General features: G+C 64.7%; 34 protein-coding genes. 1 reads left to right on the top strand and 33 read right to left on the bottom strand.

Going from position 1 to position 23,414, the window contains the following annotated elements:
- Nucleotides 1-103: 103 nt before the first annotated feature.
- From rpsD to rpsL, 32 genes are all read right to left on the bottom strand, one after another.
- Entirely contained in the window at nucleotides 104-727 is a 624-nt protein-coding gene (gene rpsD, locus LXT12_RS25285; RefSeq protein ID WP_233395065.1) for a 30S ribosomal protein S4, read from the bottom strand.
- Nucleotides 728-950: 223 nt separating this feature from the next.
- Nucleotides 951-1,355 (bottom strand): 30S ribosomal protein S11, encoded by a 405-nt coding sequence (gene rpsK, locus LXT12_RS25280; RefSeq protein ID WP_056194196.1) that lies wholly within the window; start codon nucleotides 1,353-1,355, stop codon nucleotides 951-953.
- Nucleotides 1,356-1,381: 26 nt separating this feature from the next.
- Nucleotides 1,382-1,747 (bottom strand): 30S ribosomal protein S13, encoded by a 366-nt coding sequence (gene rpsM / locus LXT12_RS25275; protein ID WP_088484495.1) that lies wholly within the window; start codon nucleotides 1,745-1,747, stop codon nucleotides 1,382-1,384.
- A 34-nt stretch (nucleotides 1,748-1,781) separates the two neighbouring features.
- Nucleotides 1,782-1,895, bottom strand: a complete 114-nt coding sequence (gene rpmJ, locus LXT12_RS25270) for a 50S ribosomal protein L36 (protein ID WP_056194202.1) — start codon at nucleotides 1,893-1,895, stop codon at nucleotides 1,782-1,784.
- A 59-nt stretch (nucleotides 1,896-1,954) separates the two neighbouring features.
- Nucleotides 1,955-2,173 (bottom strand): translation initiation factor IF-1, encoded by a 219-nt coding sequence (infA, locus tag LXT12_RS25265; protein ID WP_009855680.1) that lies wholly within the window; start codon nucleotides 2,171-2,173, stop codon nucleotides 1,955-1,957.
- Between the two features lie 57 nt (nucleotides 2,174-2,230).
- Nucleotides 2,231-3,541 carry a preprotein translocase subunit SecY gene (secY, locus tag LXT12_RS25260; protein ID WP_233395064.1) on the bottom strand — a complete coding sequence of 437 codons (1,311 nt, stop codon included), beginning with the start codon at nucleotides 3,539-3,541 and terminating at the stop codon, nucleotides 2,231-2,233.
- Nucleotides 3,542-3,564: 23 nt separating this feature from the next.
- Nucleotides 3,565-3,996 (bottom strand): 50S ribosomal protein L15, encoded by a 432-nt coding sequence (gene rplO / locus LXT12_RS25255; RefSeq protein WP_233395063.1) that lies wholly within the window; start codon nucleotides 3,994-3,996, stop codon nucleotides 3,565-3,567.
- A 28-nt stretch (nucleotides 3,997-4,024) separates the two neighbouring features.
- Nucleotides 4,025-4,207 carry a 50S ribosomal protein L30 gene (gene rpmD, locus LXT12_RS25250; protein ID WP_056877725.1) on the bottom strand — a complete coding sequence of 61 codons (183 nt, stop codon included), beginning with the start codon at nucleotides 4,205-4,207 and terminating at the stop codon, nucleotides 4,025-4,027.
- A 20-nt stretch (nucleotides 4,208-4,227) separates the two neighbouring features.
- The gene (gene rpsE, locus LXT12_RS25245) at nucleotides 4,228-4,749 is read right to left on the bottom strand and encodes a 30S ribosomal protein S5 (RefSeq protein WP_233395062.1); all 522 of its coding nucleotides are present in this window, start codon (nucleotides 4,747-4,749) and stop codon (nucleotides 4,228-4,230) included.
- Between the two features lie 16 nt (nucleotides 4,750-4,765).
- Nucleotides 4,766-5,122 carry a 50S ribosomal protein L18 gene (gene rplR / locus LXT12_RS25240; protein ID WP_233395061.1) on the bottom strand — a complete coding sequence of 119 codons (357 nt, stop codon included), beginning with the start codon at nucleotides 5,120-5,122 and terminating at the stop codon, nucleotides 4,766-4,768.
- Nucleotides 5,123-5,133: 11 nt separating this feature from the next.
- A complete protein-coding gene (gene rplF, locus LXT12_RS25235; protein WP_233395060.1) occupies nucleotides 5,134-5,667 on the bottom strand; it encodes a 50S ribosomal protein L6 in 534 nt (177 codons plus the stop codon).
- A gap of 17 nt (nucleotides 5,668-5,684) precedes the next feature.
- Nucleotides 5,685-6,080: a 30S ribosomal protein S8 gene (gene rpsH / locus LXT12_RS25230; protein WP_233395059.1), complete on the bottom strand. Its 396-nt coding sequence runs from the start codon at nucleotides 6,078-6,080 to the stop codon at nucleotides 5,685-5,687.
- A gap of 21 nt (nucleotides 6,081-6,101) precedes the next feature.
- Entirely contained in the window at nucleotides 6,102-6,407 is a 306-nt protein-coding gene (gene rpsN, locus LXT12_RS25225; protein ID WP_233395058.1) for a 30S ribosomal protein S14, read from the bottom strand.
- An 8-nt stretch (nucleotides 6,408-6,415) separates the two neighbouring features.
- Nucleotides 6,416-6,955, bottom strand: a complete 540-nt coding sequence (rplE, locus tag LXT12_RS25220; protein WP_233395057.1) for a 50S ribosomal protein L5 — start codon at nucleotides 6,953-6,955, stop codon at nucleotides 6,416-6,418.
- A gap of 10 nt (nucleotides 6,956-6,965) precedes the next feature.
- Nucleotides 6,966-7,280, bottom strand: a complete 315-nt coding sequence (rplX, locus tag LXT12_RS25215) for a 50S ribosomal protein L24 (protein WP_233395056.1) — start codon at nucleotides 7,278-7,280, stop codon at nucleotides 6,966-6,968.
- Between the two features lie 23 nt (nucleotides 7,281-7,303).
- On the bottom strand, nucleotides 7,304-7,672 hold the full coding sequence (gene rplN, locus LXT12_RS25210; protein ID WP_088484485.1) for a 50S ribosomal protein L14: 369 nt from the start codon (nucleotides 7,670-7,672) through the stop codon (nucleotides 7,304-7,306).
- A gap of 264 nt (nucleotides 7,673-7,936) precedes the next feature.
- Nucleotides 7,937-8,449 (bottom strand): peroxiredoxin, encoded by a 513-nt coding sequence (locus LXT12_RS25205; protein WP_233395055.1) that lies wholly within the window; start codon nucleotides 8,447-8,449, stop codon nucleotides 7,937-7,939.
- A gap of 87 nt (nucleotides 8,450-8,536) precedes the next feature.
- Nucleotides 8,537-8,806, bottom strand: coding sequence for a 30S ribosomal protein S17 (gene rpsQ / locus LXT12_RS25200; RefSeq protein WP_233395054.1), 270 nt, complete (start codon nucleotides 8,804-8,806; stop codon nucleotides 8,537-8,539).
- Nucleotides 8,803-9,003 carry a 50S ribosomal protein L29 gene (gene rpmC, locus LXT12_RS25195; RefSeq protein WP_233395053.1) on the bottom strand — a complete coding sequence of 67 codons (201 nt, stop codon included), beginning with the start codon at nucleotides 9,001-9,003 and terminating at the stop codon, nucleotides 8,803-8,805. The genes rpsQ and rpmC overlap by 4 nt, the downstream gene beginning before the upstream one ends.
- Before the next feature lie 11 nt (nucleotides 9,004-9,014).
- Entirely contained in the window at nucleotides 9,015-9,431 is a 417-nt protein-coding gene (rplP, locus tag LXT12_RS25190; RefSeq protein WP_233395052.1) for a 50S ribosomal protein L16, read from the bottom strand.
- A gap of 2 nt (nucleotides 9,432-9,433) precedes the next feature.
- Nucleotides 9,434-10,294, bottom strand: a complete 861-nt coding sequence (gene rpsC, locus LXT12_RS25185) for a 30S ribosomal protein S3 (protein ID WP_088484480.1) — start codon at nucleotides 10,292-10,294, stop codon at nucleotides 9,434-9,436.
- A gap of 15 nt (nucleotides 10,295-10,309) precedes the next feature.
- Nucleotides 10,310-10,639: a 50S ribosomal protein L22 gene (rplV, locus tag LXT12_RS25180; protein ID WP_233395051.1), complete on the bottom strand. Its 330-nt coding sequence runs from the start codon at nucleotides 10,637-10,639 to the stop codon at nucleotides 10,310-10,312.
- Between the two features lie 12 nt (nucleotides 10,640-10,651).
- Entirely contained in the window at nucleotides 10,652-10,930 is a 279-nt protein-coding gene (rpsS, locus tag LXT12_RS25175; RefSeq protein ID WP_088484478.1) for a 30S ribosomal protein S19, read from the bottom strand.
- A 10-nt stretch (nucleotides 10,931-10,940) separates the two neighbouring features.
- Nucleotides 10,941-11,765: a 50S ribosomal protein L2 gene (gene rplB / locus LXT12_RS25170; protein WP_233395050.1), complete on the bottom strand. Its 825-nt coding sequence runs from the start codon at nucleotides 11,763-11,765 to the stop codon at nucleotides 10,941-10,943.
- Complete coding sequence (rplW, locus tag LXT12_RS25165; RefSeq protein ID WP_233395049.1) at nucleotides 11,766-12,080, bottom strand: 50S ribosomal protein L23; 315 nt, start codon at nucleotides 12,078-12,080, stop codon at nucleotides 11,766-11,768.
- On the bottom strand, nucleotides 12,077-12,697 hold the full coding sequence (gene rplD / locus LXT12_RS25160) for a 50S ribosomal protein L4 (RefSeq protein ID WP_233395048.1): 621 nt from the start codon (nucleotides 12,695-12,697) through the stop codon (nucleotides 12,077-12,079). The genes rplW and rplD overlap by 4 nt, the downstream gene beginning before the upstream one ends.
- Nucleotides 12,697-13,368: a 50S ribosomal protein L3 gene (gene rplC / locus LXT12_RS25155; RefSeq protein ID WP_233395047.1), complete on the bottom strand. Its 672-nt coding sequence runs from the start codon at nucleotides 13,366-13,368 to the stop codon at nucleotides 12,697-12,699. Before rplC ends, rplD begins: the two co-directional genes overlap by 1 nt.
- Nucleotides 13,369-13,636: 268 nt before the next feature.
- The gene (gene rpsJ, locus LXT12_RS25150) at nucleotides 13,637-13,948 is read right to left on the bottom strand and encodes a 30S ribosomal protein S10 (RefSeq protein WP_132576760.1); all 312 of its coding nucleotides are present in this window, start codon (nucleotides 13,946-13,948) and stop codon (nucleotides 13,637-13,639) included.
- A 63-nt stretch (nucleotides 13,949-14,011) separates the two neighbouring features.
- Entirely contained in the window at nucleotides 14,012-15,202 is a 1,191-nt protein-coding gene (gene tuf / locus LXT12_RS25145) for an elongation factor Tu (protein WP_233395035.1), read from the bottom strand.
- A 122-nt stretch (nucleotides 15,203-15,324) separates the two neighbouring features.
- Nucleotides 15,325-17,430: an elongation factor G gene (gene fusA / locus LXT12_RS25140; RefSeq protein WP_233395046.1), complete on the bottom strand. Its 2,106-nt coding sequence runs from the start codon at nucleotides 17,428-17,430 to the stop codon at nucleotides 15,325-15,327.
- A gap of 69 nt (nucleotides 17,431-17,499) precedes the next feature.
- On the bottom strand, nucleotides 17,500-17,970 hold the full coding sequence (rpsG, locus tag LXT12_RS25135) for a 30S ribosomal protein S7 (protein ID WP_233375756.1): 471 nt from the start codon (nucleotides 17,968-17,970) through the stop codon (nucleotides 17,500-17,502).
- 157 nt (nucleotides 17,971-18,127) lie between these two features.
- Complete coding sequence (rpsL, locus tag LXT12_RS25130) at nucleotides 18,128-18,502, bottom strand: 30S ribosomal protein S12 (RefSeq protein ID WP_233395045.1); 375 nt, start codon at nucleotides 18,500-18,502, stop codon at nucleotides 18,128-18,130.
- Nucleotides 18,503-18,673: 171 nt separating this feature from the next.
- Here rpsL and LXT12_RS25125 point away from each other — a divergent pair, with 171 nt between their 5' ends.
- Nucleotides 18,674-19,135: a putative toxin-antitoxin system toxin component, PIN family gene (locus LXT12_RS25125; RefSeq protein WP_233395044.1), complete on the top strand. Its 462-nt coding sequence runs from the start codon at nucleotides 18,674-18,676 to the stop codon at nucleotides 19,133-19,135.
- A gap of 55 nt (nucleotides 19,136-19,190) precedes the next feature.
- On the opposite strand, the gene rpoC is transcribed toward LXT12_RS25125, so the two are convergent.
- Entirely contained in the window at nucleotides 19,191-23,408 is a 4,218-nt protein-coding gene (gene rpoC, locus LXT12_RS25120) for a DNA-directed RNA polymerase subunit beta' (RefSeq protein ID WP_233395043.1), read from the bottom strand.
- Between the last annotated feature and the right edge of the window lie 6 nt (nucleotides 23,409-23,414).

Genomic DNA, 23,414 nt, shown 5'->3' with positions numbered 1-23,414 from the left:
ATAAGGCTGAGGACCAGCCGGGCAGAGCCTTCGAGGGGCTTGGACGCCCGGACGAGGAAACGCCGACCGAGCCCCAAGCGGGCCCGGTCGGCGGGGGAAATCATTAACGCGAGTACAACTCGACGATCAGCGATTCGTTGATCTCGGCGCCGAACTCGTCGCGGTCCGGGGCCTTCTTGAACACGCCTTCGAGCTTGCTGCCGTCGACGCTGACCCAGGCCGGCAGGCCGATGGAATCGGCCAGCTTGAACGACTCGGTGACGCGCAGCTGCTTCTTGGCCTTCTCGCGCACGGCGACGGTGTCACCGGCCTTGACGAGGTAGGACGCGATGTTCACGACTTCGCCGTTGACCGTGATGCCCTTGTGCGACACGAGCTGGCGGGCTTCCGCGCGGGTGGAGCCGAAGCCCATGCGGTAGACGACGTTGTCCAGGCGCGATTCCAGCAGCTGCAGCAGGTTCACGCCGGTCGAGCCCTTGCGGCGCTCGGCTTCGGCGAAGTAGCGGCGGAACTGGCGCTCGAGCACGCCGTACATGCGCTTGACCTTCTGCTTTTCGCGCAGCTGCAGGCCGAAGTCGCTGGTGCGTTGGCCCGAGGTGCGGCCGTGCTGGCCGGGCTTGCTGTCGAACTTGGCCTTGTCGCTGATGGCGCGGCGGGCGCTCTTCAGGTAGAGGTCGGTGCCTTCACGGCGGGAGAGTTTGGCCTTGGGGCCGAGATAACGTGCCACTTTGCGTGTCCTTGATCAATCTGACGCCGGAGGCCGCTGGGCCTGGCGCGAGTCCAGCCGATGTTGTTGTGGGCTTGGACGGTGGGCTTACGAGGTGCGACCTGATTGGTTCACCTCAACGGTGAAGCCGGCGCGGCACTTGCGTGCCCGCCGGCTCCGGGGAAAACGCGCGATTATCGCACCGTCATCCGCTCGTGCAATATCCCTCTGGCGTTGCCGGGGCTTAGATGCGACGACGCTTCTGGGGACGGCAGCCGTTGTGCGGCACCGGCGTCACGTCGGAGATGGAGTTGATGCGGATGCCGAGGGCAGCCAAGGCGCGCACCGAGGACTCGCGACCGGGGCCCGGGCCCTTGATCTTGACGTCGAGGTTCTTGATGCCCTGCTCTTGCGCGGCACGGCCGGCCACTTCTGCCGCCACCTGGGCTGCGAAGGGGGTCGACTTGCGCGAGCCCTTGAAGCCCTGGCCGCCCGACGAAGCCCACGACAGGGCGCCGCCTTGACGGTCGGTGATGGTGATGATGGTGTTGTTGAACGAGGCGTGGACGTGCGCGATGCCGTCAGCAACGTTCTTGCGGACCTTCTTGCGAACGCGTTGAGCCGCCGAATTGTTGGGAGCCTTTGCCATATTGACCTTCTTTCAGTTCGGGCAGCTTACTTCTTGCCAGTCGCAGCCGACTTGCGCGGACCCTTGCGGGTGCGGGCATTCGTGCGGGTGCGCTGACCGCGCATCGGCAGGCCGCGGCGGTGACGGAAGCCGCGGTAGCAGCCGAGGTCCATCAGACGCTTGATGTTGATGGACTGCTCACGACGCAGATCACCCTCGATGGTCAGCTTGTTGACCTCGTCACGGATCTTCTCGAGATCGGCGTCGGTCAGGTCCTTGACCTTCTTGTCGAACGGGATGCCGCAGGTCGTGCAGATCTTCTGAGCGGTCGTACGGCCAATGCCGTAGATCGAGGTCAGACCGATCTCGGTGTGCTTTTGCGGCGGAATGTTGATACCAGCAATACGTGCCATGGTTGTCCTCTAGTCCTGTCGTGCGCGCGGCTGGTCAGCCCTGGCGCTGCTTGTGACGCGGGTCGGTGCAGATCACACGCACCACGCCCTTGCGGCGGATGATCTTGCAATTGCGGCACATCTGCTTCACGGATGCCGAAACTTTCATGGTCTGCTCCTTGGCCTACTCTTCTACGCTCTAGTCGCGTTCCCGGGGATACAAATCGCTCACTTCGCCCGGAACACGATGCGAGCACGACTCAAATCGTAAGGCGTCAGTTCGACGGTCACTTTGTCGCCGGGGAGGATGCGGATGTAGTGCATCCGCATCTTGCCGGAGATATGACCGAGAACGACATGCCCGTTCTCCAACTTCACACGGAACGTAGCGTTGGGGAGGTTCTCGAGAATCTCACCCTGCATTTGAATGACGTCGTCTTTCGCCATGCCGTACGTTGAGGTGTAGGTTGAATAAAAACCTTATCTAACGGTCAGCTCGCTGCCTCAGTTGGGCTTGAAGCTGGCCTTTTTCAGCAGTGATTCGTACTGCTGGCTCATGATGTAGCTCTGCACCTGGGCCCAGAAGTCCATCGTCACGACGACGATGATCAGCAGGGAGGTGCCACCGAAGTAGAACGGCACGTTGTACTTCAGCGTCAGGAACTCGGGCAGCAGGCAGACCAGCGTGACGTAGATCGCGCCGGCCAGCGTGAGGCGGGACAGGATCTTGTCGATGTGCTTGGCCGTCTGCTCACCCGGGCGGATGCCCGGGATGAACGCCCCGCTCTTCTTCAGGTTGTCGGCGGTCTCGCGGCTGTTGAACACGAGGGCCGTGTAGAAGAAGCAGAAGAACACGATGGCAGCCGAATACAGCAGCACGTAGATCGGCTGGCCCGGGCGGACCATGTCCGCCAGGTCCTTGAGCCAGCGCAGGCCGTCGCCCGTCGCGAACCAGCTCACCACCGTGGTCGGCAGCAGGATGATGGACGACGCGAAGATCGGCGGGATCACGCCCGACATGTTCAACTTCAGCGGCAGGTGGGAGGACTGGCCGCCGTACACCTTGTTGCCGACCTGGCGCTTGGCGTAGTTCACCAGGATCTTGCGCTGGCCACGCTCGACGAAGACGACGCCGTAGGTCACGCCGATCACCACCAGGATGATGAAGATGGCGGAGCCGTAGCCCATCGCACCGGTACGCACCAGCTCGAACAGGCCGCCGATCGCTCCAGGCAGACCCGCGGCGATGCCGCCGAAGATCAGGATGGAGATGCCGTTGCCCAGGCCGCGCTCGGTGATCTGCTCACCCAGCCACATCAGGAACATCGTGCCGGCCACGAGGCTGGACACCGTCGTGACGCGGAAGCCGAAACCCGGGCTGATCACGAGGCCCGCCGAGCCTTCGAGAGCCAGCGCGATGGACAGGCTCTGGAAGAGAGCCAGGCCCAGCGTGCCGTAGCGGGTGTACTGCGTGATCTTGCGGCGGCCGGCTTCGCCTTCCTTCTTCAGCTGCTCCAGCGTCGGGACGACGTAAGTCATCAGCTGGATGACGATGGAGGCCGAGATGTAGGGCGTGATGCCCAGCGCGAACACGGTGAAGCGCGACAGCGCCCCGCCCGAGAACATGTTGAACAGGCTCAGGATGCCACCGGCCTGGCCCTTGAAGAACTGGGCGAGCTGGTTCGGGTCGATGCCGGGAACGGGGATGTGCGCCCCGATCCGGTAGACGACCAGAGCCAGCAGCAGGAAGACGAGCCGGCGACGCAGGTCGCCGAACTTGCCGCTCTTGGCCAGTTGATTCGCGTTGGTAGCCACGCTGGGTCAGTTCCTTGCGCTGGTTAGGCGACCGAGCCGCCCGCCGCCTCGATGGCCGCCTTGGCGCCCTTCGTGGCGTTCACGCCCTTGAGCGCGACCTTGCGTTCGATCTTGCCGGACAGGATGACCTTGACCGACTTGGCCAGCTGCGGCACCAGGCCGACGGCCTTGAGCGTCGAGACGTCGATCTCGTCGCCAGCCAGACCTTGCAGGTCCGACAGCGTGATCTCGGCGTTGTACTTCAGCGTGGTCGACTTGAAGCCGCGCTTGGGCAGGCGGCGTTGCAGCGGCATCTGACCGCCTTCGAAACCGACCTTGTGGTAACCGCCGGCGCGGGACTTCTGGCCCTTGTGGCCGCGACCCGCGGTCTTGCCCAGGCCCGAGCCGATGCCACGGCCGACACGGCGCTTGGCATGCTTGGCGCCCTCAGCGGGCTTGATCGTGTTGAGTTCCATCGTCTTGTCCTCGGTGTGCGACGGCGCCTTACAGCACCTGCACCAGATAGGCGATCTTGTTGATCATGCCGCGCACGGCGGGCGTGTCTTCGAGGGTGCTTTGGCTGTTGAGCTTGCGCAGACCCAGGCCGACCACGGTGGCGCGGTGCGAGGCGCGGCAGCCGATGGGGCTGCGCACCAGCTTGACCGTCACGGTTTTCTTGTCAGACATCTTGTGCTCCGCTTGGGCGATCAGTTGAAGATTTCTTCAACCGTCTTGCCGCGCTTGGCAGCGACTTCCGCAGCGGTGGTGGAACGCTTGAGGGCGTCCAGCGTGGCGCGGACCATGTTGTACGGGTTGGTCGAACCGTGGCTCTTGGACACGATGTCGGTCACGCCCATCACTTCGAAGACGGCGCGCATCGGGCCGCCGGCGATGACGCCGGTACCGACGGGAGCCGGAGCCAGCATGACGCGCGAAGCGCCGTGCTCGCCGATCACGTTGTGGTGGACGGTGCCGTTCTTGAGCTGGACCTTGACCATGTTGCGGCGCGCCGCTTCCATGGCCTTCTGCACCGCGACCGGCACTTCCTTGGCCTTGCCCTTGCCCATGCCGATGCGGCCATCGCCGTCGCCGACCACCGTCAGAGCGGCGAAGGACAGCGTACGGCCGCCCTTGACCACCTTGGTGACGCGGTTGACCGCGATCATCTTTTCCTTCAGGCCGTCGTCGTTGCCTTCAGTCTGGGCGCCGCGGGGTTGAAACTTTGCCATTTCGTATTCCTATGCGTCAGAACTGCAGACCGGCCTCGCGGGCCGCTTCGGCCAGGGCCTTGACACGGCCGTGGTAGGCGAAGCCCGAGCGGTCGAAGGCGACCTTCTCGACGCCGGCAGCCTTGGCCTTCTCGGCGATGCGCTTGCCGATCAGGGCAGCCGCGGCGACGTTGCCGCCATTGCCCAGTTGCTCGCGCACTTCCTTCTCGGCCGTCGAAGCGGCGGCCAGCACCTTGCCGCCGTCTTCCGACACGACCTGGGCGTAGATGTGCAGGTTGGAGCGGAACACCGTCAGACGGGCCACACGCTGGATGGCGATGCGGGCGCGGGTCTGGCGCGAACGACGCAGGCGTTGTTCTTTCTTGGTCATCATGGCGCTGCTCCTTACTTCTTCTTGGTCTCTTTGAGGGAGACCTTCTCGTCCGAGTAACGGATGCCCTTGCCCTTGTAGGGCTCGGGCGGACGGAAGGCACGCACCTCGGCGGCGACCTGGCCGACAACCTGGCGGTCAGCGCCCTTGATGACGATTTCCGTCTGGGTCGGGCATTCGACCTTGATGCCGACCGGCATGTCCTTCACCACAGGGTGGGAGAAGCCGATCTGCAGGTTGAGCTTCTGGCCCTGTGCCTGGGCGCGGAAACCCACGCCGACCAGGTTGAGCTTGCGCTCGAAACCCTTGCTGACACCGTTGACCATGTTGGCCACCAGGGCGCGCATGGTGCCGCTCATCGCATCGGCCTCGGCCGACTCGTTGACGGGCACGAAGCTCAGCTTGCCGGCTTCGTTCTTGACGGTGACGAGCTTGTTCGCCGGACGCACCAGCGTGCCAAGCGAGCCCTTGACGCTGATGGACTCAGCGCCGATGGTCACATCCACGCCTTGCGGGAGGGTGACCGGCATTTTTCCAACGCGGGACATTGTTCCTACTCCTTCGCTTAGGCGACGTAGCAGAGCACCTCGCCGCCGATACCGGCAGCGCGGGCCTTACGGTCCGTCATGACGCCTTGCGGGGTCGTCACGATTGCCACGCCCAGGCCGTTCATGACCTGAGGAATGTCGTGGCGGCCCTTGTAGATGCGCAGGCCGGGGCGGCTCACTCGCTCGATGCGCTCGATCACCGGACGGCCGGCGTAGTACTTCAGCGAGATCTCGAGCTCGGGGCGGGCGGCGTCGCCGCGGATGGCGAAGTCGTCGATGTAGCCTTCGTCCTTCAGGACCTTGGCGATCGCGATCTTCAGCTTGGACGAGGGCATCGCGACGCTGGACTTCTCAACGCTCTGGGCGTTGCGAATGCGGGTCAGCATATCGGCGATGGGATCACTCATGCTCATTTGTGTACTCCTGTCGGCCGATTACCAGCTGGCCTTGACGACACCGGGGATGTCGCCCTTGAAGGCCAGTTCACGGATCTTGTTGCGGGCCAGGCCGAACTTGCGGAAGGTGCCGCGCGGACGACCCGTCAGCTCGCAGCGGTTGCGCAGGCGGCTGGGATAGGCGTTGCGGGGCAGCTTCTGCAGCTCGAGGCGGGCGGCGTAGCGCTCTTCCTCGGACTTCTTGCTGTCGTCGATGATGGCCTTGAGTTCGGCGTACTTCTTGGCGAACTTGGCGACCAGCGCTTCGCGCTTCAGCTCACGTTGTTTGATCGAGAGTTTTGCCACGGGTCACCTCAGTTCTTGAACGGGAACTTGAACGCGGCCAGCAGGGCCTTGCATTCGTCGTCCGTCTTGGCAGTCGTCGTGATGCTGATGTTCAGACCACGCAGAGCATCCACCTTGTCGTACTCGATCTCGGGGAAGATGATTTGCTCTTTGACGCCGATGTTGTAGTTGCCGCGACCGTCGAAGGAACGGCCGGAGATACCACGGAAGTCGCGAACGCGCGGCAGCGCGATCGTCACGAAGCGGTCCAGGAATTCGTACATCTGGACGCCGCGCAGGGTGACCATCGCACCGATGGGCACGCCGTCGCGGATCTTGAAGCCGGCGATGGCCTTCTTGGACTTGGTGACCACGGGCTTCTGGCCGGCGATCTTGGTCAGGTCGCCCACGGCGTGGTCCATGACCTTCTTGTCGGCGACCGCCTCGCTCACGCCCATGTTGAGCGTGATCTTGGTGATGCGGGGCACCTCCATGACCGACTTGTAGCCGAACTTCTCGACCAGGCCGGGCACGATTTTTTCGCGATAGTGCGTTTGCAGACGAGCCATGTCGGACCTCTTAAGCCTTGATCTCTTCGCCGGTCGACTTGAAGACGCGCACCCGCTTGCCGTCGACGAGCTTGACGCCCACGCGATCGGCCTTGCCGGAGGCGGCGTTGAAGATCGCCACGTTGGATTGATGGATGGGCATGGTCTTGTCGACGACGCCGCCGGTGGTGCCCTTCAGGGGGTTGGGCTTGACGTGCTTCTTCACGACATTGATGCCTTCGACCACGACGTGGTCGACATCAGTGCGCGCGGTCACGGTGCCGCGCTTGCCCTTGTCGCGGCCGGTCAGGACGATGACCTGGTCGCCGGTACGGATCTTGTTCATGGCTTACCTCAGACAGTGGGGGCTCAGAGCACCTCGGGCGCCAGCGACACGATCTTCATGAAGCGCTCGGTGCGCAGCTCGCGCGTGACCGGGCCGAAGATGCGGGTGCCGATGGGCTCCAGCTTGGCGTTGAGCAGCACGGCGGCATTGCCGTCGAACTTGACGAGCGAGCCGTCCTGGCGGCGCACGCCCTTGGCGGTGCGAACCACCACGGCGCTGTAGACCTCGCCCTTCTTCACGCGACCACGCGGGGCAGCTTCCTTGATGCTGACCTTGATGATGTCGCCAATGTGCGCATAGCGGCGCTTGGAGCCGCCCAGCACCTTGATGCACATGACGGACTTCGCGCCAGTGTTGTCCGCGACGTCAAGCCGCGATTGCATTTGAATCATGTCTGTCCCCAACTTGTCCCGAAATGCACCAGGGTGCGAGTCGGTCAGTCTTGGGCCCGTAAGTCAGACAGCTCGCGGCATTGCACCGCTTGCCGCCCGACGGTTGAGGGCGAATCCGAGGCCGCAGCACATGGGCTCATGTGCCTAGCTTTCGGCGAAGCTGCGCATTATGCAGTGAGAACCCTGGGGGCGTCAATGCCTGGCGCAGAAGATTTTGCCGGGCCGCCGGCGGCTGAGCCGGGACGGCCGGCGAGGCTCGTCAGTTCAGGCGGCGGCGCGGACCTGGGCCAGCAGGGTGTCGGCACCGCTGACCTCGAACTTGCCAGGCGCCTCGACGTTCAGCGTCTTGACGATGCCATCCTTGACCAGCATGGAATAGCGCTGCGAGCGCACCCCCATGCCCCGGGCGGTCAGATCCAGGGCCAGCCCCACGGCGTTCGTGAAGGCGGCGCTGCCGTCGGCCATCATGCGCACCTTGCCGGCCGTCTTCTGGTCGCGCCCCCAGGCGCCCATTACGAAGGCGTCGTTGACCGACACGCACCAGATCTCATCCACGCCGGCTGCCTTGAGTTCGTCTGCCTTGGCCACGTAGCCAGGCACGTGCTGGACCGAGCAGGTCGGTGTGAATGCGCCCGGGAGGGCGAAGATCGCGATGGTCTTGCCGGCCGTGGCCTGGCTGATGTCGAAGCTGTTGGGGCCGAGCGAGCAGCCCTCGCCCTCGACCTCGATGAATTCCTGCAGGCTGCCGGCCGGCAGCTTGTCGCCCACTTTGATCATGTGTTGCTCCAGGGAAGGAAATGAGAAAAGCCGGAGCGCCAGTTTCCCAGCGCGCCGGCTTCGTCGTCGGTCCTGCGACCGAAGGTCTTAGACGATCTGGGCCTTTTCGACCAGACGCGTCACAACCCAGCTCTTGGTCTTGGAGATCGGACGACCTTCGCTGATCTCGACCACGTCGCCCATCTTGTACTCGCCCTTTTCGTCGTGGGCGTGGTACTTGCGGGAGCGGGCCACGATCTTGCCGTAGAGCTCGTGCTTGGCGCGACGCTCGACCAGGACGGTGACCGTCTTGGCGCGCTTGTCGCTCACCACGCGACCGACCAGGGTGCGGGTGTTCTTGGCTTGGGCCTCAGTCATTTCGTGGCCTCCTTCTTCTTCTGTGCCAGGATGGTCTTGGCACGAGCGATGTCGCGGCGGGTCTTGCGCAGCTGGCTGTGGTTGGTCAGCTGTTGCGTCGCCTTCTGCATGCGCAGGCCGAAGTGGGCCTTCAGCAGGTCGGTCACTTCCTTCTCGAGGGCAGCGACGTCCTTGGCGCGGAGTTCAGTTGCTTTCATGGTGTCCTTCCTCAGGTACCGACCTGGCGGGCCACGAAGGTGCAACGCAGCGGCAGCTTGGCAGCGGCCAGCGTGAACGCCTCGCGAGCCAGCTCCTCGGGCACGCCGTTGATCTCGTAGAGCACCTTGCCGGGCTGGATTTCAGCGACGTAGTACTCCGGGTTGCCCTTGCCGTTACCCATGCGGACTTCGGCGGGCTTTTGCGAGATGGGCTTGTCCGGGAAGATGCGGATGAAGATCCGGCCGCCACGCTTGATGTGACGCGAGATCGCGCGGCGAGCCGCCTCGATCTGGCGGGCCGTCAGGCGGCCGCGCTCGGTGGCCTTCAGGCCGAAATCACCGAAAGACACCGCAGCGCCGCGGGTCGCAACGCCAGTGTTGCGGCCCTTCTGCTCCTTGCGGTACTTGCGACGAGAGGGTTGCAGCATGCTTATTCTCCTTTGGCCTCACCGGCGGCGGGAGCCTTGCGGATCACGCGCTTGCCGGCGGGCTTGGCTGCGTCACCCGTGGGGGCGGCGGCAGCGGGCTGGTCTGCTCCGTCACGCGGGCCGCGGTCGCCACCCGGACGGCCACGGCCACCGGGAGCGCCCGGACGGGCGTTACGGCGCGGGCGACGATCGTCTTCGGCGCCAGCGGGGGTGTTGATGACGGGGGCCTCGCCGTTGGCCAGGCGGTCACCGCGGTAGACCCAGACCTTGACGCCGATGACGCCGTAGGTGGTCTTGGCTTCGGAGAAGCCGTAGTCGATGTCGGCCTTCAGGGTGTGCAGGGGCACACGACCTTCGCGATACCACTCGGTGCGAGCGATTTCGATGCCGTTCAGGCGGCCAGCCGACATGATCTTGATGCCCTGGGCACCGAGGCGCATGGCGTTCTGCATCGCGCGCTTCATGGCGCGGCGGAACATGATGCGCTTCTCAAGCTGCTGGGTGATCGAGTCGGCGATCAGCTGAGCATCGACTTCGGGCTTGCGCACTTCCTCGATGTTGACGGCGACGGGCACGCCCAGACGCTTGGTCAGCTCGGCCTTCAGCGCCTCGATGTCCTCGCCCTTCTTGCCGATCACGACGCCCGGACGAGCCGAGAAGATCGTGATGCGGGCGTTCTTGGCGGGGCGCTCGATCAGGATGCGCGAGACGGCGGCGTTCTTGAGCTTGCCCTTGAGGTAATCGCGGACCTGCAGATCTTCGGCCAGCATCGTGGCGAAGTTCTGGTTGTTCGCATACCAGCGCGAAGCCCAGTTGCGGGTGACAGGCAGGCGGAAGCCAACCGGATGGATTTTCTGTCCCATAGTCTTCCTTGCGCCTTAGTTGCCGACGGCCACGAAGATGTGGCAAGTGGGCTTGCTGATGCGATTGCCGCGGCCCTTGGCGCGAGCCGAGAAGCGCTTCAGCGTGGCACCCTGCTCGACGTAGATCGAGGTGACCTTGAGCTCATCGATGTCAGCGCCGTCGTTGTGCTCGGCGTTGGCGATGGCGCTTTCCAGCGCCTTCTTGATGATGAGGGCCGCCTTCTTCTGGGTGAAGGTCAGGATGTTGAGGGCCTGGTCCACCTTCTTGCCGCGGATCATGTCGGCCACGAGGCGGCCCTTGTCACACGACAGGCGGACGCCACGGACGATTGCTTTGGTTTCCATCGTCTCTAGTCCTTACTTCTTCCCGGCCTTCTTGTCGGCCGGGTGGCCCTTGAAGGTGCGGGTCAGTGCGAATTCACCCAGCTTGTGGCCGACCATCTGGTCGGACACATAGACCGGCACGTGCTGCTTGCCGTTGTGCACGGCGATCGTCAGACCGATGAACTCGGGCAGGATCGTCGAACGACGCGACCAGGTCTTGATGGGCTTCTTGTCCTTGTTGGCAACCGCCTTGTCGACCTTGGCCTGCAGGTGGTGGTCAACGAACGGGCCCTTCTTCAGCGAACGAGTCATGGCCTAGCCCTTACTTCTTGCGACGCGAGACGATGAAGGTCTGCGTGCGCTTGTTGTTGCGAGTGCGGTAGCCCTTGGTCATGGTGTTCCAGGGCGAGACGGGGACCTGGCCCTCGCCGGTGCGGCCTTCGCCACCACCGTGCGGGTGGTCCACCGGGTTCATCGCGACGCCGCGGACGGTCGGGCGGATGCCCTTCCAGCGGATCGCGCCGGCCTTGCCGTACTGACGCAGGCTGTGCTCTTCGTTGCTCACTTCACCGATGGTGGCGCGGCAGTCGATGTGCACGCGGCGGACTTCGCCGGAGCGCAGTCGCACCTGGGCATAGACGCCTTCGCGAGCCATCAGGACGGCGGAGGCGCCGGCCGAACGGATCATCTGGGCGCCCTTGCCGGGCAGCAGCTCGATGCAGTGGATGGTCGAGCCCACCGGGATGTTGCGGATAGGCAGCGTGTTGCCGGCCTTGATCGGCGCCTCGGCACCGCTCAGGATGGTGGCGCCCACTTCCAGGCCGCGCGGGGCGATCACGTAGCGGCGCTCGCCATCGGCGTAGCAGACCAGCGCGATGTGGGCGGTGCGGTTGGGGTCGTACTCGATGGTCTCGACCTTCGCGGGGATGCCGTCCTTGTTGCGCTTGAAGTCGACGACGCGGTAGTGGTGCTTGTGGCCACCACCCTTGTGGCGCATCGTGATGTGGCCGTTGTTGTTGCGGCCGGACTTCTGCTTCTGGGGCTCCAGCAGCGAGGCCTCGGGCGCGCCCTTGTGCAGGTGCTTGTGCACCACCTTGACCACGCCACGGCGACCGGGCGAGGTAGGCTTGACTTTGACGATGGCCATTTACGCGGCCTCCCCGGAGAAATTGAGCTCTTGACCCGCCTTCAGGGCCACGTAGGCCTTCTTGACGTGGTCACGGCGGCCGGCGCGGCCACCGAAGCGCTTGGTCTTGCCCTTCACGTTGACCACGCTCACCGACTCGACCTCGACCTTGAACATCAGTTCGACGGCGGCCTTGATCTCAGGCTTGGTGGCGTCGCGCAGGACCTTGAACAGCACCTGGTTGTGCTTGTCGGCGACTTGCGTGGCCTTCTCGGACACGATGGGCGCGAGCAGCACCTGGGCCAGGCGGCCTTCAGCAAACTTGGGGGCGCTCATGCCAGCATCTCCTTGAGTTGCTCGACCGCAGCCTTGGTCACCAGCACCTTCTTGTAGAAGACGAGGGACAGGGGGTCGGCGTAGCGCGGCTCGACGACGAGCACGTTGGCCAGGTTGCGCGAGGCCAGCGCGAGGTTGTCGTCCACGGTGTCGGCGATGACCATCACCGAGTCCAGGCCCATGGCCTTGAACTTGGCAGCCAGCAGCTTGGTCTTGGGGGCTTCGACCGAGATCGAGTCCACCACGGCCAGGCGGCCTTCACGGGCCAGCTGCGACAGGATCGCAGCCATGCCGGCGCGGTACATCTTCTTGTTCAGCTTGTGCGAGAAGTTCTCGTCAGGCATGTTCGGGAAGATGCGACCGCCCCCGCGCCACAGCGGCGACGAGGTCATACCGGCGCGAGCGCGGCCGGTGCCCTTCTGGCGGAAAGGCTTCTTGGTCGAGTGCTTGACCTGTTCGCGGTCCTTCTGGGCGCGCGTGCCTTGGCGGGCGTTGGCCTGGAAGGCCACGACCACCTGGTGCACCAGGGCTTCGTTGTAGTCGCGAGCGAAGACGGTGTCAGGCGCATCCACCTTGGAGGTGGCCTGACCTTGCTCGTTCAGGAGCTCGAGCTGCATCAGTTGGCTCCCTTCTTGATCTTGACCTTGACGGCCGGGCGAACGACGACGTGGCCGTTCTTGGAACCCGGGACCGCACCACGGACCAGCAGCAGTTGACGAGCTTCGTCAATGCGCACGATGTCGAGGTTCTGGGTCGTGACGGTTTCGTCGCCCATGTGGCCGGTCATCTTCTTGCCCGGGAACACGCGGCCCGGGTCTTGCGCCATGGAGATCGAACCCGGCACGTTGTGCGAACGGCTGTTGCCGTGCGACGCGCGCTGCGAGCCGAAGTTGTGGCGCTTGATGGTGCCTGCGAAGCCCTTGCCGATGGACGTGCCTTGCACGTCGACCAGCTGGCCAGCGGCGAACAGGGTCACCGGGACGGTCGCGCCAGCCTTGTACTGGGCGGCGACGTCAGCAGCGACGCGGAATTCCTTGAGGACTTCACCGGCTTCGACACCCGCCTTGGCGAGGTGGCCGGCTTCAGGCTTGGTGACGCGCGAAGCTTTGCGCGCACCGAACGCCACCTGGATGGCGCTGTAGCCGTCGGTCTCTTCGGTCTTGACCTGGGTCACGCGGTTGTTGGACACGTCCAGCACCGTCACGGGGATGGCATCGCCATCGTCCGTGAAGATGCGCATCATGCCCACCTTGCGGCCCAGCAAACCGAGACGGTTGCTCAGACTCATGTTTTTCTCCAGCCCCGACCGCTCTCGCGATCAAAGCCATTGCGAACACCCGACATCGATTGGCCGGGCTGACTGTGCAACACCACCAAATCAGATTGGATGGCGCTGCGCGAATTCCGAGCAGGCATGGCCGACCCGGGAAAGCTGGCGAGTATAGCTCGAGGGATAGCCCCAATGCAAGCGTTATGCCGGAGCCCTCCAAAGACGAGGCCCCGGCCTGCATGGGCAGGACGGGGCCTCGGTGTCGCGAGCCCGCGGGCTCACGAAGTTACTGCAGCTTGATCTCGACGTCGACGCCGGCGGGCAGGTCGAGCTTCATCAGCGCGTCGACCGTCTTGTCGGTCGGGTCGACGATGTCCATCAGGCGCTGGTGGGTGCGGATCTCGAACTGGTCGCGGCTCGTCTTGTTGACGTGCGGCGAGCGCAGGATGTCGAAACGCTCCAGGCGGGTCGGCAGGGGCACCGGCCCCTTGACGATGGCGCCGGTGCGCTTGGCGGTCTCGACGATCTCGAGGGCCGACTGGTCGATCAGCTTGTAATCGAACGCCTTCAGGCGGATGCGGATCTTTTGCTTTTGCATGACGGTTCCTTAAAGAGCGGGGTGAGCATCGGGCGGCGGCCGCCCGATGCACGTCACGCGTGATTACTCGATGATCGTGGCGACGACGCCGGAGCCGACGGTGCGGCCACCTTCACGGATGGCGAAGCGCAGGCCGGTTTCCATGGCGATCGGGGCGATCAGCTTCACGGTGATGCCGACGTTGTCGCCGGGCATGACCATTTCCTTGTCCTTGGGCAGCTCCACCGCGCCGGTCACGTCCGTCGTGCGGAAGTAGAACTGGGGACGGTAGTTGTTGAAGAACGGCGTGTGGCGGCCGCCTTCTTCCTTGCTCAGCACGTAGACCTCGGCCGTGAAGTGCGTGTGCGGCTTGATCGAGCCGGGCTTGGCCAGCACTTGGCCGCGCTCGACTTCTTCGCGCTTGGTGCCGCGCAGCAGGATGCCGACGTTGTCGCCCGCCTGGCCCTGGTCCAGCAGCTTGCGGAACATTTCCACGCCCGTGACGGTGGTCTTTTGCAGGTCGCGGATGCCCACGATCTCGACTTCTTCACCGACCTTGACAATGCCGCGCTCCACGCGACCGGTCACCACCGTGCCACGGCCCGAGATGGAGAACACGTCTTCCACCGGCAGCAGGAAGGCGCCGTCCACGGCGCGCTCGGGCGTCGGGATGTAGCTGTCCAGCGCGTCGGCCAGGCGCATGATGGCTTGTTCGCCCAGGTCACCCTTGTCGCCTTCCAGCGCCAGCTTGGCCGAGCCCTTGATGATGGGGGTGTCGTCGCCGGGGAAGTCGTACTTGGAGAGCAGTTCGCGGACTTCCATCTCGACGAGCTCCAGCAGCTCGGCGTCGTCGACCATGTCGCACTTGTTCAGGAAGACGATGATGTACTTCACGCCGACCTGGCGGGCCAGCAGGATGTGCTCGCGGGTCTGGGGCATCGGGCCGTCAGCGGCCGAGCACACCAGGATGGCGCCGTCCATCTGGGCGGCACCGGTGATCATGTTCTTGACGTAGTCGGCGTGTCCGGGGCAGTCGACGTGCGCGTAGTGGCGGTTGGCCGTCTCGTACTCGACGTGCGCGGTGTTGATCGTGATGCCGCGGGCCTTTTCTTCCGGAGCCGCGTCGATCTGGTCGTAGGCCTTGGCCTCGCCGCCGAACTTGCTCGCCAGCACCGTGGCGATCGCCGCCGTCAGCGTGGTCTTGCCGTGGTCCACGTGACCAATCGTGCCCACGTTCACGTGCGGCTTGGTCCGTTCAAACTTGCCTTTTGCCATTTCAAATCTCCAAAAAGAGCATGCCGCCAGTCTGTTGGTTTAGCGTTTCCACAGCGCCCGTGATTCCCGCCGACTGGCGAAGCGGGTGGGCCGCCGTGAAGACGATTCGGTGAAGCGGCCGATCAGGACTTGCCGCGCGCCAGGATGATGGCGTCGGCGACGTTCTTCGGCGCTTCGGAGTAGTGCTTGAACTCCATCGTGTAGGTGGCGCGGCCTTGCGTGGCCGAGCGCAGCGACGTGGAGTAGCCGAACATTTCGCTCAGCGGCACTTCGGCCTTGATGACCTTGCCACCGCCAGGCATGTCGTCCATGCCCTGCACCATGCCGCGGCGGCTGGACAGGTCGCCCATGACGGTACCGGCGTAGTCTTCCGGCGTCTCGACTTCCACGGCCATCATCGGCTCGAGGATGACGGGGCTGGCGCGGCGGCAGGCTTCCTTGAAGCCCATCGAGGCGGCCATCTTGAACGCGTTTTCGTTCGAGTCGACGTCGTGGTAGGAACCGAAGGTCAGCGTGACCTTGACGTCCACGACCGGGTAGCCGGCCAGCACGCCGTTCGGCAGGGTGTCGATGACGCCCTTCTCGACCGCGGGGATGTACTCGCGAGGCACCACACCGCCCTTGATGGCGTCGACGAACTCGAAGCCCTTGCCCGGCTCCTGCGGCTCGACCGTCAGCACGACGTGACCGTATTGGCCCTTGCCGCCGGACTGGCGAACGAACTTGCCTTCGACGTCGGTCGCGGTCTTGCGGATGGTTTCGCGGTAGGCCACCTGCGGCTTGCCGACGTTGGCTTCCACGCCGAACTCGCGCTTCATGCGGTCGACGATGATTTCCAGGTGCAGCTCGCCCATGCCGGAGATGATGGTCTGGCCGGACTCTTCGTCGGTGCGCAGACGGAAGGACGGGTCTTCGGCAGCCAGGCGGCCCAGCGCGATGCCCATCTTTTCCTGGTCGGCCTTGGTCTTGGGCTCGACGGCCTGCGAGATCACGGGCTCGGGGAAGACCATCTTCTCGAGCGTGATGACCGCGTCCGGATCGCACAGGGTCTCACCCGTGGTGACGTCCTTCAGGCCCACGCAGGCGGCGATGTCGCCGGCCAGGATTTCCTTGATTTCTTCACGCTGGTTGGCGTGCATCTGCAGGATCCGGCCGATGCGCTCCTTCTTGCCGCGGATCGGGTTGTAGACGGTGGCGCCCGACTGCAGCACGCCCGAGTAGACGCGCACGAAGGTCAGCTGGCCGACGTAGGGGTCCGTCATCAGCTTGAAGGCCAGGGCGGAGAACTTCTCCTCGTCCGTGCGCTCGCGCGTGACGGGCTTGTCGTCCTCGTCGGTGCCGGACACCGGGGGAATGTCCAGGGGCGACGGCAGGAAGTCGATGACGGCGTCCAGCATGCGCTGCACGCCCTTGTTCTTGAAGGCGGTGCCGCAGAGCATCGGCTGGATCTCGGTCGCGATGGTGCGCTGGCGGATCGCGAGCTTGATCTCTTCCTCGGACAGATCACCCGTCTCGAGGTACTTGTTCATCAGCTCCTCGGTGGCCTCGGCGGCAGCCTCGACCATCTTCTCGCGCCATTCCTGGGCGACGCCGACCAGGTCGGCCGGGATGTCTTCGTAGCTGAACTTCATGCCCTGGGAGGCTTCGTCCCAGATGATGGCCTTCATCTTGAAGAGGTCCACCACGCCCTTGAAGTTTTCCTCGGCGCCGATGGGAATGACCACGGGCACGGGGTTGGCCTTCAGGCGGGTCTTCATCTGGTCGACGACCTTGTAGAAGTTCGCGCCGGTGCGGTCCATCTTGTTGACGAAGGCCAGGCGGGGCACCTTGTACTTGTTGGCCTGGCGCCAGACGGTTTCCGACTGGGGCTGCACGCCGCCCACGGCGCAATACACCATGCAGGCGCCGTCCAGCACGCGCATGGAGCGCTCCACCTCGATGGTGAAGTCCACGTGTCCGGGGGTGTCGATGATGTTGAAACGGTGCTCGGGGTAGGACATGTCCATGCCCTTCCAGAAGCAGGTCGTCGCGGCCGACGTGATCGTGATGCCGCGCTCCTGCTCCTGCTCCATCCAGTCCATCGTGGCGGCGCCGTCGTGCACCTCACCGATCTTGTGGTTCACACCGGTGTAGTAGAGGATGCGTTCGGTCGTCGTGGTCTTGCCGGCATCGATGTGCGCGGAGATACCGATGTTGCGGTAGCGCTCGATGGGGGTTTTGCGGGCCATGGTTTGCTCCAGAAGACAGGAGCCGCCAGCGGGTTGGTAAAAACCCGAGGCGGCTGAAAGACAGTGAATTTAGAAGCGGAAGTGCGAGAAGGCCTTGTTGGCTTCGGCCATGCGGTGGACTTCGTCACGCTTCTTCATCGCGCCGCCGCGGCCTTCAGAGGCCTCCAGCAGCTCATTGGCCAGGCGCTGGGCCATCGACTTCTCGCCGCGCTTGCGGGCCGATTCCTTCAACCAGCGCATGGCGAGGGCCATCCGGCGGACGGGACGAACTTCCACGGGAACTTGGTAGTTCGCACCGCCGACACGGCGGGACTTCACTTCGACCATGGGCTTCACGTTGTTCAGGGCGACCATGAACACTTCCAGCGGATCCTTGCCGGCCTTCTTCTCGACCTGGTCGAGGGCGCCGTAGATGATGCGCTCGGCGACGGCCTTCTTGCCCGATTCCATGATGACGTTCATGAACTTGGACAGATCGACGGAACCGAACTTGGGATCCGGCAGGATTTCGCGCTTGGGTACTTCGCGACGACGTGGCATGGGATTCTTCCTTCTGCTTCAGTTGGAGCGGCGTGTCTCGCCTGGCTCCGCTGGACGACCACCGACCTCTGGGGCCTGTCCACTTACTCGGCTCACTGCCTGGGCAGCAGCCGCAACAACGTTGGGTCGGCCTGAGCGGCCAGCCCGAACAAACGATTTACTTCTTGGGACGCTTGGCGCCGTACTTGGAACGGGCCTGCTTGCGATCCTTGACGCCTTGCAGGTCGAGCGAACCACGGACGATGTGGTAGCGCACACCCGGCAGGTCCTTCACCCGGCCGCCGCGCACCAGCACGACGCTGTGCTCTTGCAGGTTGTGGCCTTCGCCGCCGATGTAGGAGATGACCTCGAAGCCGTTGGTCAGGCGCACCTTGGCGACCTTGCGCAGCGCGGAGTTCGGCTTCTTCGGCGTGGTGGTGTAGACGCGGGTGCAGACACCGCGGCGCTGCGGGCAGTTCTGCATCGCAGGCGACTTGGACTTCGTGACTTCGGCTTCACGGCCTTGGCGCACGAGTTGATTGATGGTTGGCATAAAACGACTTGTTCCCGTTTGAAGTCAGTGAACTTCGGAACTCCGGGGCGCTGTTCGAGCTGGGTGGAGGCACTTCCGTGCGCCCATGGCAAAACGCGCCCAAAAGGCGAAGAGCCGGCGATTGTAGACCGTCGGGGTTTTTGGCACAAGGCCGGCGGTTAAGCTGTGCAGATGGACCTGCGACCGCCCTCCTCCGCCCTGCCGGCCGCTGCCGAACTCCGGCCGGGCATCGTGGTCGATACCCAGGTCGTCATGGACTGGCTGGTCTTCGACGATCCGCGCGTACAGCGGCTGGCGACTGCGCTGACCTCAGGCACCGTGCGCTGGCTGGTGGCGCCGGCCATGCGCGACGAGATCCGCCACGTGCTGGGCCGAGGCGTCGCGGCACGCTATCGGCCCGACCTTACCCGCATCGAGGCCCACTTCGACCGGCACGCCGAGGCCGTTCCCGCCGCCGAGCCCTCGCCCCGCCTCGTCTGCCGCGACCCGGACGACCAGAAGTTCATCGACCTGGCTCTGGCCCTGGGCGCCCGCTGGCTGGTGTCCCGCGACAAGGCGCTGCTGGCCCTGGCTCGACGCGCGGGCCCGCGCGGCCTGCTCATTCAGAAGCCCGAACTCTGGACGCCGGAATGAAAAAGCCGCCCGCGGCCTGAACCGGGGCGGCTTCGGGAGGGCAGACCCTCGCGGCTTACTCGGCCGACGACTCGCCAGCGTCGACACCGGCCATCTGCGCGGCGGCCAGTTCCTCGGCCTCCTGCAGGGCGATGGCGCGGCGCTCTGCGTCGTCCATGGCTTCCTTGGCGCGGCGGGCGTCGTGGAAGGCCATGCCGGTGCCTGCGGGAATCAGGCGGCCGACGATGACGTTCTCCTTCAGGCCACGCAGCTCGTCGCGCTTGCCCATGATGGCAGCCTCGGTGAGCACGCGGGTCGTTTCCTGGAAGGACGCGGCGGAGATGAAGGAGTCCGTCGACAGCGACGCCTTGGTGATGCCGAGCAGCACATCGGCATAGGTCGCCGGCAGCTTGCCTTCGGCGCGCAGCTTGTCGTTGGTGTCCAGCAGCTCCGAGCGTTCGACCTGCTCGTTGAGGATGTAGTGCGAGTCGCCCGGGTTGGTGATCTGCACGCGGCGCAGCATCTGGCGAACGATCACCTCGATGTGCTTGTCGTTGATCTTCACACCCTGGAGTCGGTACACGTCCTGCACCTCGTCGACGATGTAGCGCGCCAGTTCCTCGATGCCCAGCAGGCGCAGGATGTCCTGCGGGTCGGCCGCGCCGTCGACGATGAGTTCGCCGCGGTTCACCACCTGGCCTTCGTGCACCAGGATGTTCTTTTCCTTGGGCACGAGTTCCTCGTGGGCCTTGCCGTCCGGGTCGGTGATCTGCAGGCGGATCTTGCCCTTGGTCTCCTTGCCGAACGACACCGTGCCGGTCTGCTCGGCCAGCACGCCGACGTCCTTGGGCGAGCGGGCTTCGAACAGTTCGGCCACACGCGGCAGGCCGCCCGTGATGTCGCGGGTCTTCTGGCCTTCGACCGGGATGCGGGCGAGCACTTCACCGGGCAGCAGCTCCTGGCCGTCGCGGATCTGGATCAGCGCGCCGACCTGGAAGCCGATGGCCACCGAGTGGTCTGTGCCGGGGATCTTGACCTCGTGGCCCTGGGCGTCCAGCAGCTTGACCTGCGGACGCACGACCTTGGCAGCGCCGCGGCGCTTCGGGTCGATGACGACCAGCGTCGACAGGCCGGTCACCTCGTCCACCTGCTTGGCGACGGTCACACCTTCCTCGACGTTCTCGAACTTCGCCTGGCCCGCGAATTCCGTGATGATCGGGCGGGTCAGCGGGTCCCAGTTGGCGAGCACCGTGCCGGCCTTGATGGTCTGGCTGGGCTTGATGTTGAGCACCGCGCCGTAAGGCACCTTGTGGCGCTCGCGCTCGCGGCCGTGCGGGTCGGCAATGATGATTTCGCCGGAACGGGAAATCACCACCAGCTCGCCCTTGCCGTTGGTCACGTAGCGCATCGTGGCGTTGAAGCCGATGATGCCGTCCGACTTGGCTTCGACGCTCGAGGCCACGGCAGCACGCGAAGCGGCACCACCGATGTGGAAGGTCCGCATCGTCAGCTGCGTGCCCGGCTCGCCGATGGACTGGGCGGCGATGACGCCGACCGCCTCACCGACGTTGACCAGGCCGCCACGGCCGAGGTCGCGGCCATAGCACTTGGCGCACAGACCGAAGCGCGTGCCGCAGGTCAGCGGGGTGCGGACCTTGATCTCGTCGACACCGGCCTGCTCCAGCACGTCGAGGACGTCCTCGTCGAGCATGCTGCCGGCGGCCAGCAGCGAAGCCTGGGTCTCGGGATGGATGACGTCGATCGCAGCGACGCGGCCGAGGACGCGGTCGCGCAACGATTCGATGACTTCACCGCCTTCGACCAGGGCGCGCATGGCCATGCCGTTGTCGGTACCGCAGTCGTCTTCGGTGACGACCAGGTCCTGGGTCACGTCGACGAGACGGCGCGTCAGGTAGCCGGAGTTCGCGGTCTTCAGCGCCGTGTCCGCCAGGCCCTTGCGGGCGCCGTGGGTGGAGATGAAGTACTGCAGAACGTTCAGGCCCTCGCGGAAGTTCGCGGTGATGGGCGTCTCGATGATGGAGCCGTCCGGCTTGGCCATCAGGCCGCGCATGCCGGCCAGCTGGCGGATCTGAGCCGCGGAACCGCGGGCACCCGAGTCGGCCATCATGTAGATGGAGTTGAAGGACTCCTGGTCGACTTCCTTGCCGTGCCGGTCGGTGACCTTCTGGACCTTGAGGTGGTCCATCATCTTCTTGCCGATCTCGTCGCCGGCCTTACCCCAGATGTCCACGACCTTGTTGTAGCGCTCACCGGCCGTCACGAGACCCGAGACGTACTGCTGCTCGATCTCCTTGACTTCCTTCTCGGCGCGGTCGATGACCGTGTGCTTCTCCTTGGGCACCAGCATGTCGTCGATGGCGATCGAGATGCCGGCACGCGTGGCCAGGCGGAAGCCGCTTTGCAGCAGCTTGTCGGCCAGCACCACGGTCTCCTTCAGGCCGCACTTGCGGAAGCTCGTGTTGATGAGACGCGAGATTTCCTTCTTCTTCAGCGCCTTGTTGATGTTGCTGAAGGGCAGGCCCTTGGGCAGGATTTCCGACAGCAGGGCGCGGCCGACGGTGGTGTCGACGAGCTTGGTCTCGGGCACGAACTCGCCGGAGTCCTTGTCCTTGGTCCACTCGGTCAGGCGCACGCTGATCTTGGCCGTGATCTCGACGACGCCGTTCTCCAGCGCGCGCAGCAGTTCGGGGATGTCCGAGAAGATCATGCCTTCGCCGCGGCCGTTGGTGCGCTCGCGGGTGGCGTAGTACAGGCCCAGCACCACGTCCTGCGACGGCACGATGGAGGGCTCGCCGGAGGCCGGGAACAACACGTTGTTGGAGGCCAGCATCAGCGTGCGGGCTTCCATCTGCGCTTCGATGGACAGGGGCACGTGCACGGCCATCTGGTCACCGTCGAAGTCGGCGTTGAAGGCCGAGCAGACGAGCGGGTGCAGCTGGATGGCCTTGCCTTCGATCAGCACGGGCTCGAAGGCCTGGATGCCCAGGCGGTGCAGCGTCGGGGCGCGGTTCAGCAGGACCGGGTGCTCCTTGATGACCTCTTCGAGGATGTCCCAGACCACCGGCGTGCCGGCTTCGACTTCCTTCTTGGCGGCCTTGATGGTGGTGGCGATGCCCATCGCCTCCAGGCGGCTGAAGATGAAGGGCTTGAACAGCTCCAGCGCCATCAGCTTGGGCAGGCCGCACTGGTGCAGCTTGAGCGTCGGGCCGACCACGATGACCGAACGGCCCGAGTAGTCGACGCGCTTGCCCAGCAGGTTCTGGCGGAAGCGGCCGCTCTTGCCCTTGATCATGTCGGCCAGCGACTTCAGCGCGCGCTTGTTGGCGCCCGTCATCGCCTTGCCGCGGCGGCCGTTGTCGAGCAGCGAGTCGACAGCCTCCTGCAGCATGCGCTTTTCGTTGCGCACGATGATCTCGGGGGCCTTCAGCTCCAGCAGCCGCGCGAGGCGGTTGTTGCGGTTGATGACGCGACGGTAGAGGTCGTTCAGGTCGGAGGTCGCGAAGCGGCCACCGTCCAGCGGCACCAGCGGGCGCAGGTCCGGCGGCAGCACGGGCAGCACGTCCATGACCATCCAGTTCGGCTTGATGCCGGACTTCTTGAAGGCCTCCATGACCTTGAGGCGCTTGGAGTTCTTCTTGACCTTGAGCTCCGAGCCGGTCATGTCGTTGCGCAGGCGATCGATCTCGATGTCGAGATCCATCTCCTCGAGCAGCTTCTTGATGCCCTCGGCGCCCATCAGCGCGATGAACTCGTCACCGTACTCGGCACGCTTGGCGTCGTAGTCGTCCTCGCTCATGATCGAGAACTTCTTCAGCGGGGTCATGCCCGGGTCGACGACGACATAGGCTTCGAAATACAGCACGCGCTCGATGTCACGCAGCGTCATGTCGAGCACGAGGCCCAGGCGCGACGGCAGCGATTTCAGGAACCAGATGTGGGCGCAGGGCGCGGCCAGGTCGATGTGGCCCATGCGCTCGCGGCGCACCTTGGTCTGGGTGACTTCGACGCCGCACTTCTCGCAGATGACGCCGCGGTGCTTCAGGCGCTTGTACTTGCCGCACAGGCACTCGTAGTCCTTGATCGGGCCGAAGATCTTGGCGCAGAACAGGCCGTCGCGCTCAGGCTTGAAGGTGCGGTAGTTGATGGTCTCGGGCTTCTTCACCTCGCCGAACGACCAGCTGCGGATCTTCTCCGGGGAAGCCAGGCCGATCTTGATGGCATCGAAATGCTCATCGGGGGTGAATTGCTTGAAAAGGTCGAGTAGTCCCTTCATGCATCT

The organism is Pelomonas caseinilytica, assembly GCF_021353235.1.
GTDB classification, from domain to species: Bacteria; Pseudomonadota; Gammaproteobacteria; order Burkholderiales; family Burkholderiaceae_C; genus Pelomonas; species Pelomonas caseinilytica.
The sequence above is the reverse complement of the archived record's forward strand: the minus strand, read 5'-3'. Positions and strand labels throughout refer to the sequence as shown.

Excerpts from the sequence above, each read along its gene's own strand:
- rpsK (WP_056194196.1), bottom strand. The coding sequence starts at position 1,355 with ATGGCAAAGGCTCCCAACAATTCGGCGGCTCAACGCGTTCGCAAGAAG.
- rpsM (WP_088484495.1), bottom strand. The coding sequence starts at position 1,747 with ATGGCACGTATTGCTGGTATCAACATTCCGCCGCAAAAGCACACCGAG.
- rpmJ (WP_056194202.1), bottom strand. The coding sequence starts at position 1,895 with ATGAAAGTTTCGGCATCCGTGAAGCAGATGTGCCGCAATTGCAAGATC.
- infA (WP_009855680.1), bottom strand. The coding sequence starts at position 2,173 with ATGGCGAAAGACGACGTCATTCAAATGCAGGGTGAGATTCTCGAGAAC.
- rplO (WP_233395063.1), bottom strand. The coding sequence starts at position 3,996 with ATGGAACTCAACACGATCAAGCCCGCTGAGGGCGCCAAGCATGCCAAG.
- rpmD (WP_056877725.1), bottom strand. The coding sequence starts at position 4,207 with ATGTCTGACAAGAAAACCGTGACGGTCAAGCTGGTGCGCAGCCCCATC.
- rpsE (WP_233395062.1), bottom strand. The coding sequence starts at position 4,749 with ATGGCAAAGTTTCAACCCCGCGGCGCCCAGACTGAAGGCAACGACGAC.
- rplR (WP_233395061.1), bottom strand. The coding sequence starts at position 5,122 with ATGATGACCAAGAAAGAACAACGCCTGCGTCGTTCGCGCCAGACCCGC.
- rplF (WP_233395060.1), bottom strand. The coding sequence starts at position 5,667 with ATGTCCCGCGTTGGAAAAATGCCGGTCACCCTCCCGCAAGGCGTGGAT.
- rpsH (WP_233395059.1), bottom strand. The coding sequence starts at position 6,080 with ATGAGCATGAGTGATCCCATCGCCGATATGCTGACCCGCATTCGCAAC.
- rplE (WP_233395057.1), bottom strand. The coding sequence starts at position 6,955 with ATGGCTCGTCTGCAAACGCACTATCGCGAAAAAATCGTGCCCGGCCTG.
- rplX (WP_233395056.1), bottom strand. The coding sequence starts at position 7,280 with ATGAACAAGATCCGTACCGGCGACCAGGTCATCGTCCTGACCGGCCGC.
- rplN (WP_088484485.1), bottom strand. The coding sequence starts at position 7,672 with ATGATTCAAATGCAATCGCGGCTTGACGTCGCGGACAACACTGGCGCG.
- LXT12_RS25205 (WP_233395055.1), bottom strand. The coding sequence starts at position 8,449 with ATGATCAAAGTGGGCGACAAGCTGCCGGCCGGCAGCCTGCAGGAATTC.
- rpsQ (WP_233395054.1), bottom strand. The coding sequence starts at position 8,806 with ATGACTGAGGCCCAAGCCAAGAACACCCGCACCCTGGTCGGTCGCGTG.
- rpmC (WP_233395053.1), bottom strand. The coding sequence starts at position 9,003 with ATGAAAGCAACTGAACTCCGCGCCAAGGACGTCGCTGCCCTCGAGAAG.
- rplP (WP_233395052.1), bottom strand. The coding sequence starts at position 9,431 with ATGCTGCAACCCTCTCGTCGCAAGTACCGCAAGGAGCAGAAGGGCCGC.
- rpsC (WP_088484480.1), bottom strand. The coding sequence starts at position 10,294 with ATGGGACAGAAAATCCATCCGGTTGGCTTCCGCCTGCCTGTCACCCGC.
- rplV (WP_233395051.1), bottom strand. The coding sequence starts at position 10,639 with ATGGAAACCAAAGCAATCGTCCGTGGCGTCCGCCTGTCGTGTGACAAG.
- rpsS (WP_088484478.1), bottom strand. The coding sequence starts at position 10,930 with ATGACTCGTTCGCTGAAGAAGGGCCCGTTCGTTGACCACCACCTGCAG.
- rplB (WP_233395050.1), bottom strand. The coding sequence starts at position 11,765 with ATGGCCATCGTCAAAGTCAAGCCTACCTCGCCCGGTCGCCGTGGCGTG.
- rplW (WP_233395049.1), bottom strand. The coding sequence starts at position 12,080 with ATGAGCGCCCCCAAGTTTGCTGAAGGCCGCCTGGCCCAGGTGCTGCTC.
- rplD (WP_233395048.1), bottom strand. The coding sequence starts at position 12,697 with ATGCAGCTCGAGCTCCTGAACGAGCAAGGTCAGGCCACCTCCAAGGTG.
- rplC (WP_233395047.1), bottom strand. The coding sequence starts at position 13,368 with ATGAGTCTGAGCAACCGTCTCGGTTTGCTGGGCCGCAAGGTGGGCATG.
- rpsJ (WP_132576760.1), bottom strand. The coding sequence starts at position 13,948 with ATGCAAAAGCAAAAGATCCGCATCCGCCTGAAGGCGTTCGATTACAAG.
- tuf (WP_233395035.1), bottom strand. The coding sequence starts at position 15,202 with ATGGCAAAAGGCAAGTTTGAACGGACCAAGCCGCACGTGAACGTGGGC.
- fusA (WP_233395046.1), bottom strand. The coding sequence starts at position 17,430 with ATGGCCCGCAAAACCCCCATCGAGCGCTACCGCAACATCGGTATCTCC.
- rpsG (WP_233375756.1), bottom strand. The coding sequence starts at position 17,970 with ATGCCACGTCGTCGCGAAGTACCCAAGCGCGAAATCCTGCCGGATCCC.
- rpsL (WP_233395045.1), bottom strand. The coding sequence starts at position 18,502 with ATGCCAACCATCAATCAACTCGTGCGCCAAGGCCGTGAAGCCGAAGTC.
- LXT12_RS25125 (WP_233395044.1), top strand. The coding sequence starts at position 18,674 with ATGGACCTGCGACCGCCCTCCTCCGCCCTGCCGGCCGCTGCCGAACTC.
- rpoC (WP_233395043.1), bottom strand. The coding sequence starts at position 23,408 with ATGAAGGGACTACTCGACCTTTTCAAGCAATTCACCCCCGATGAGCAT.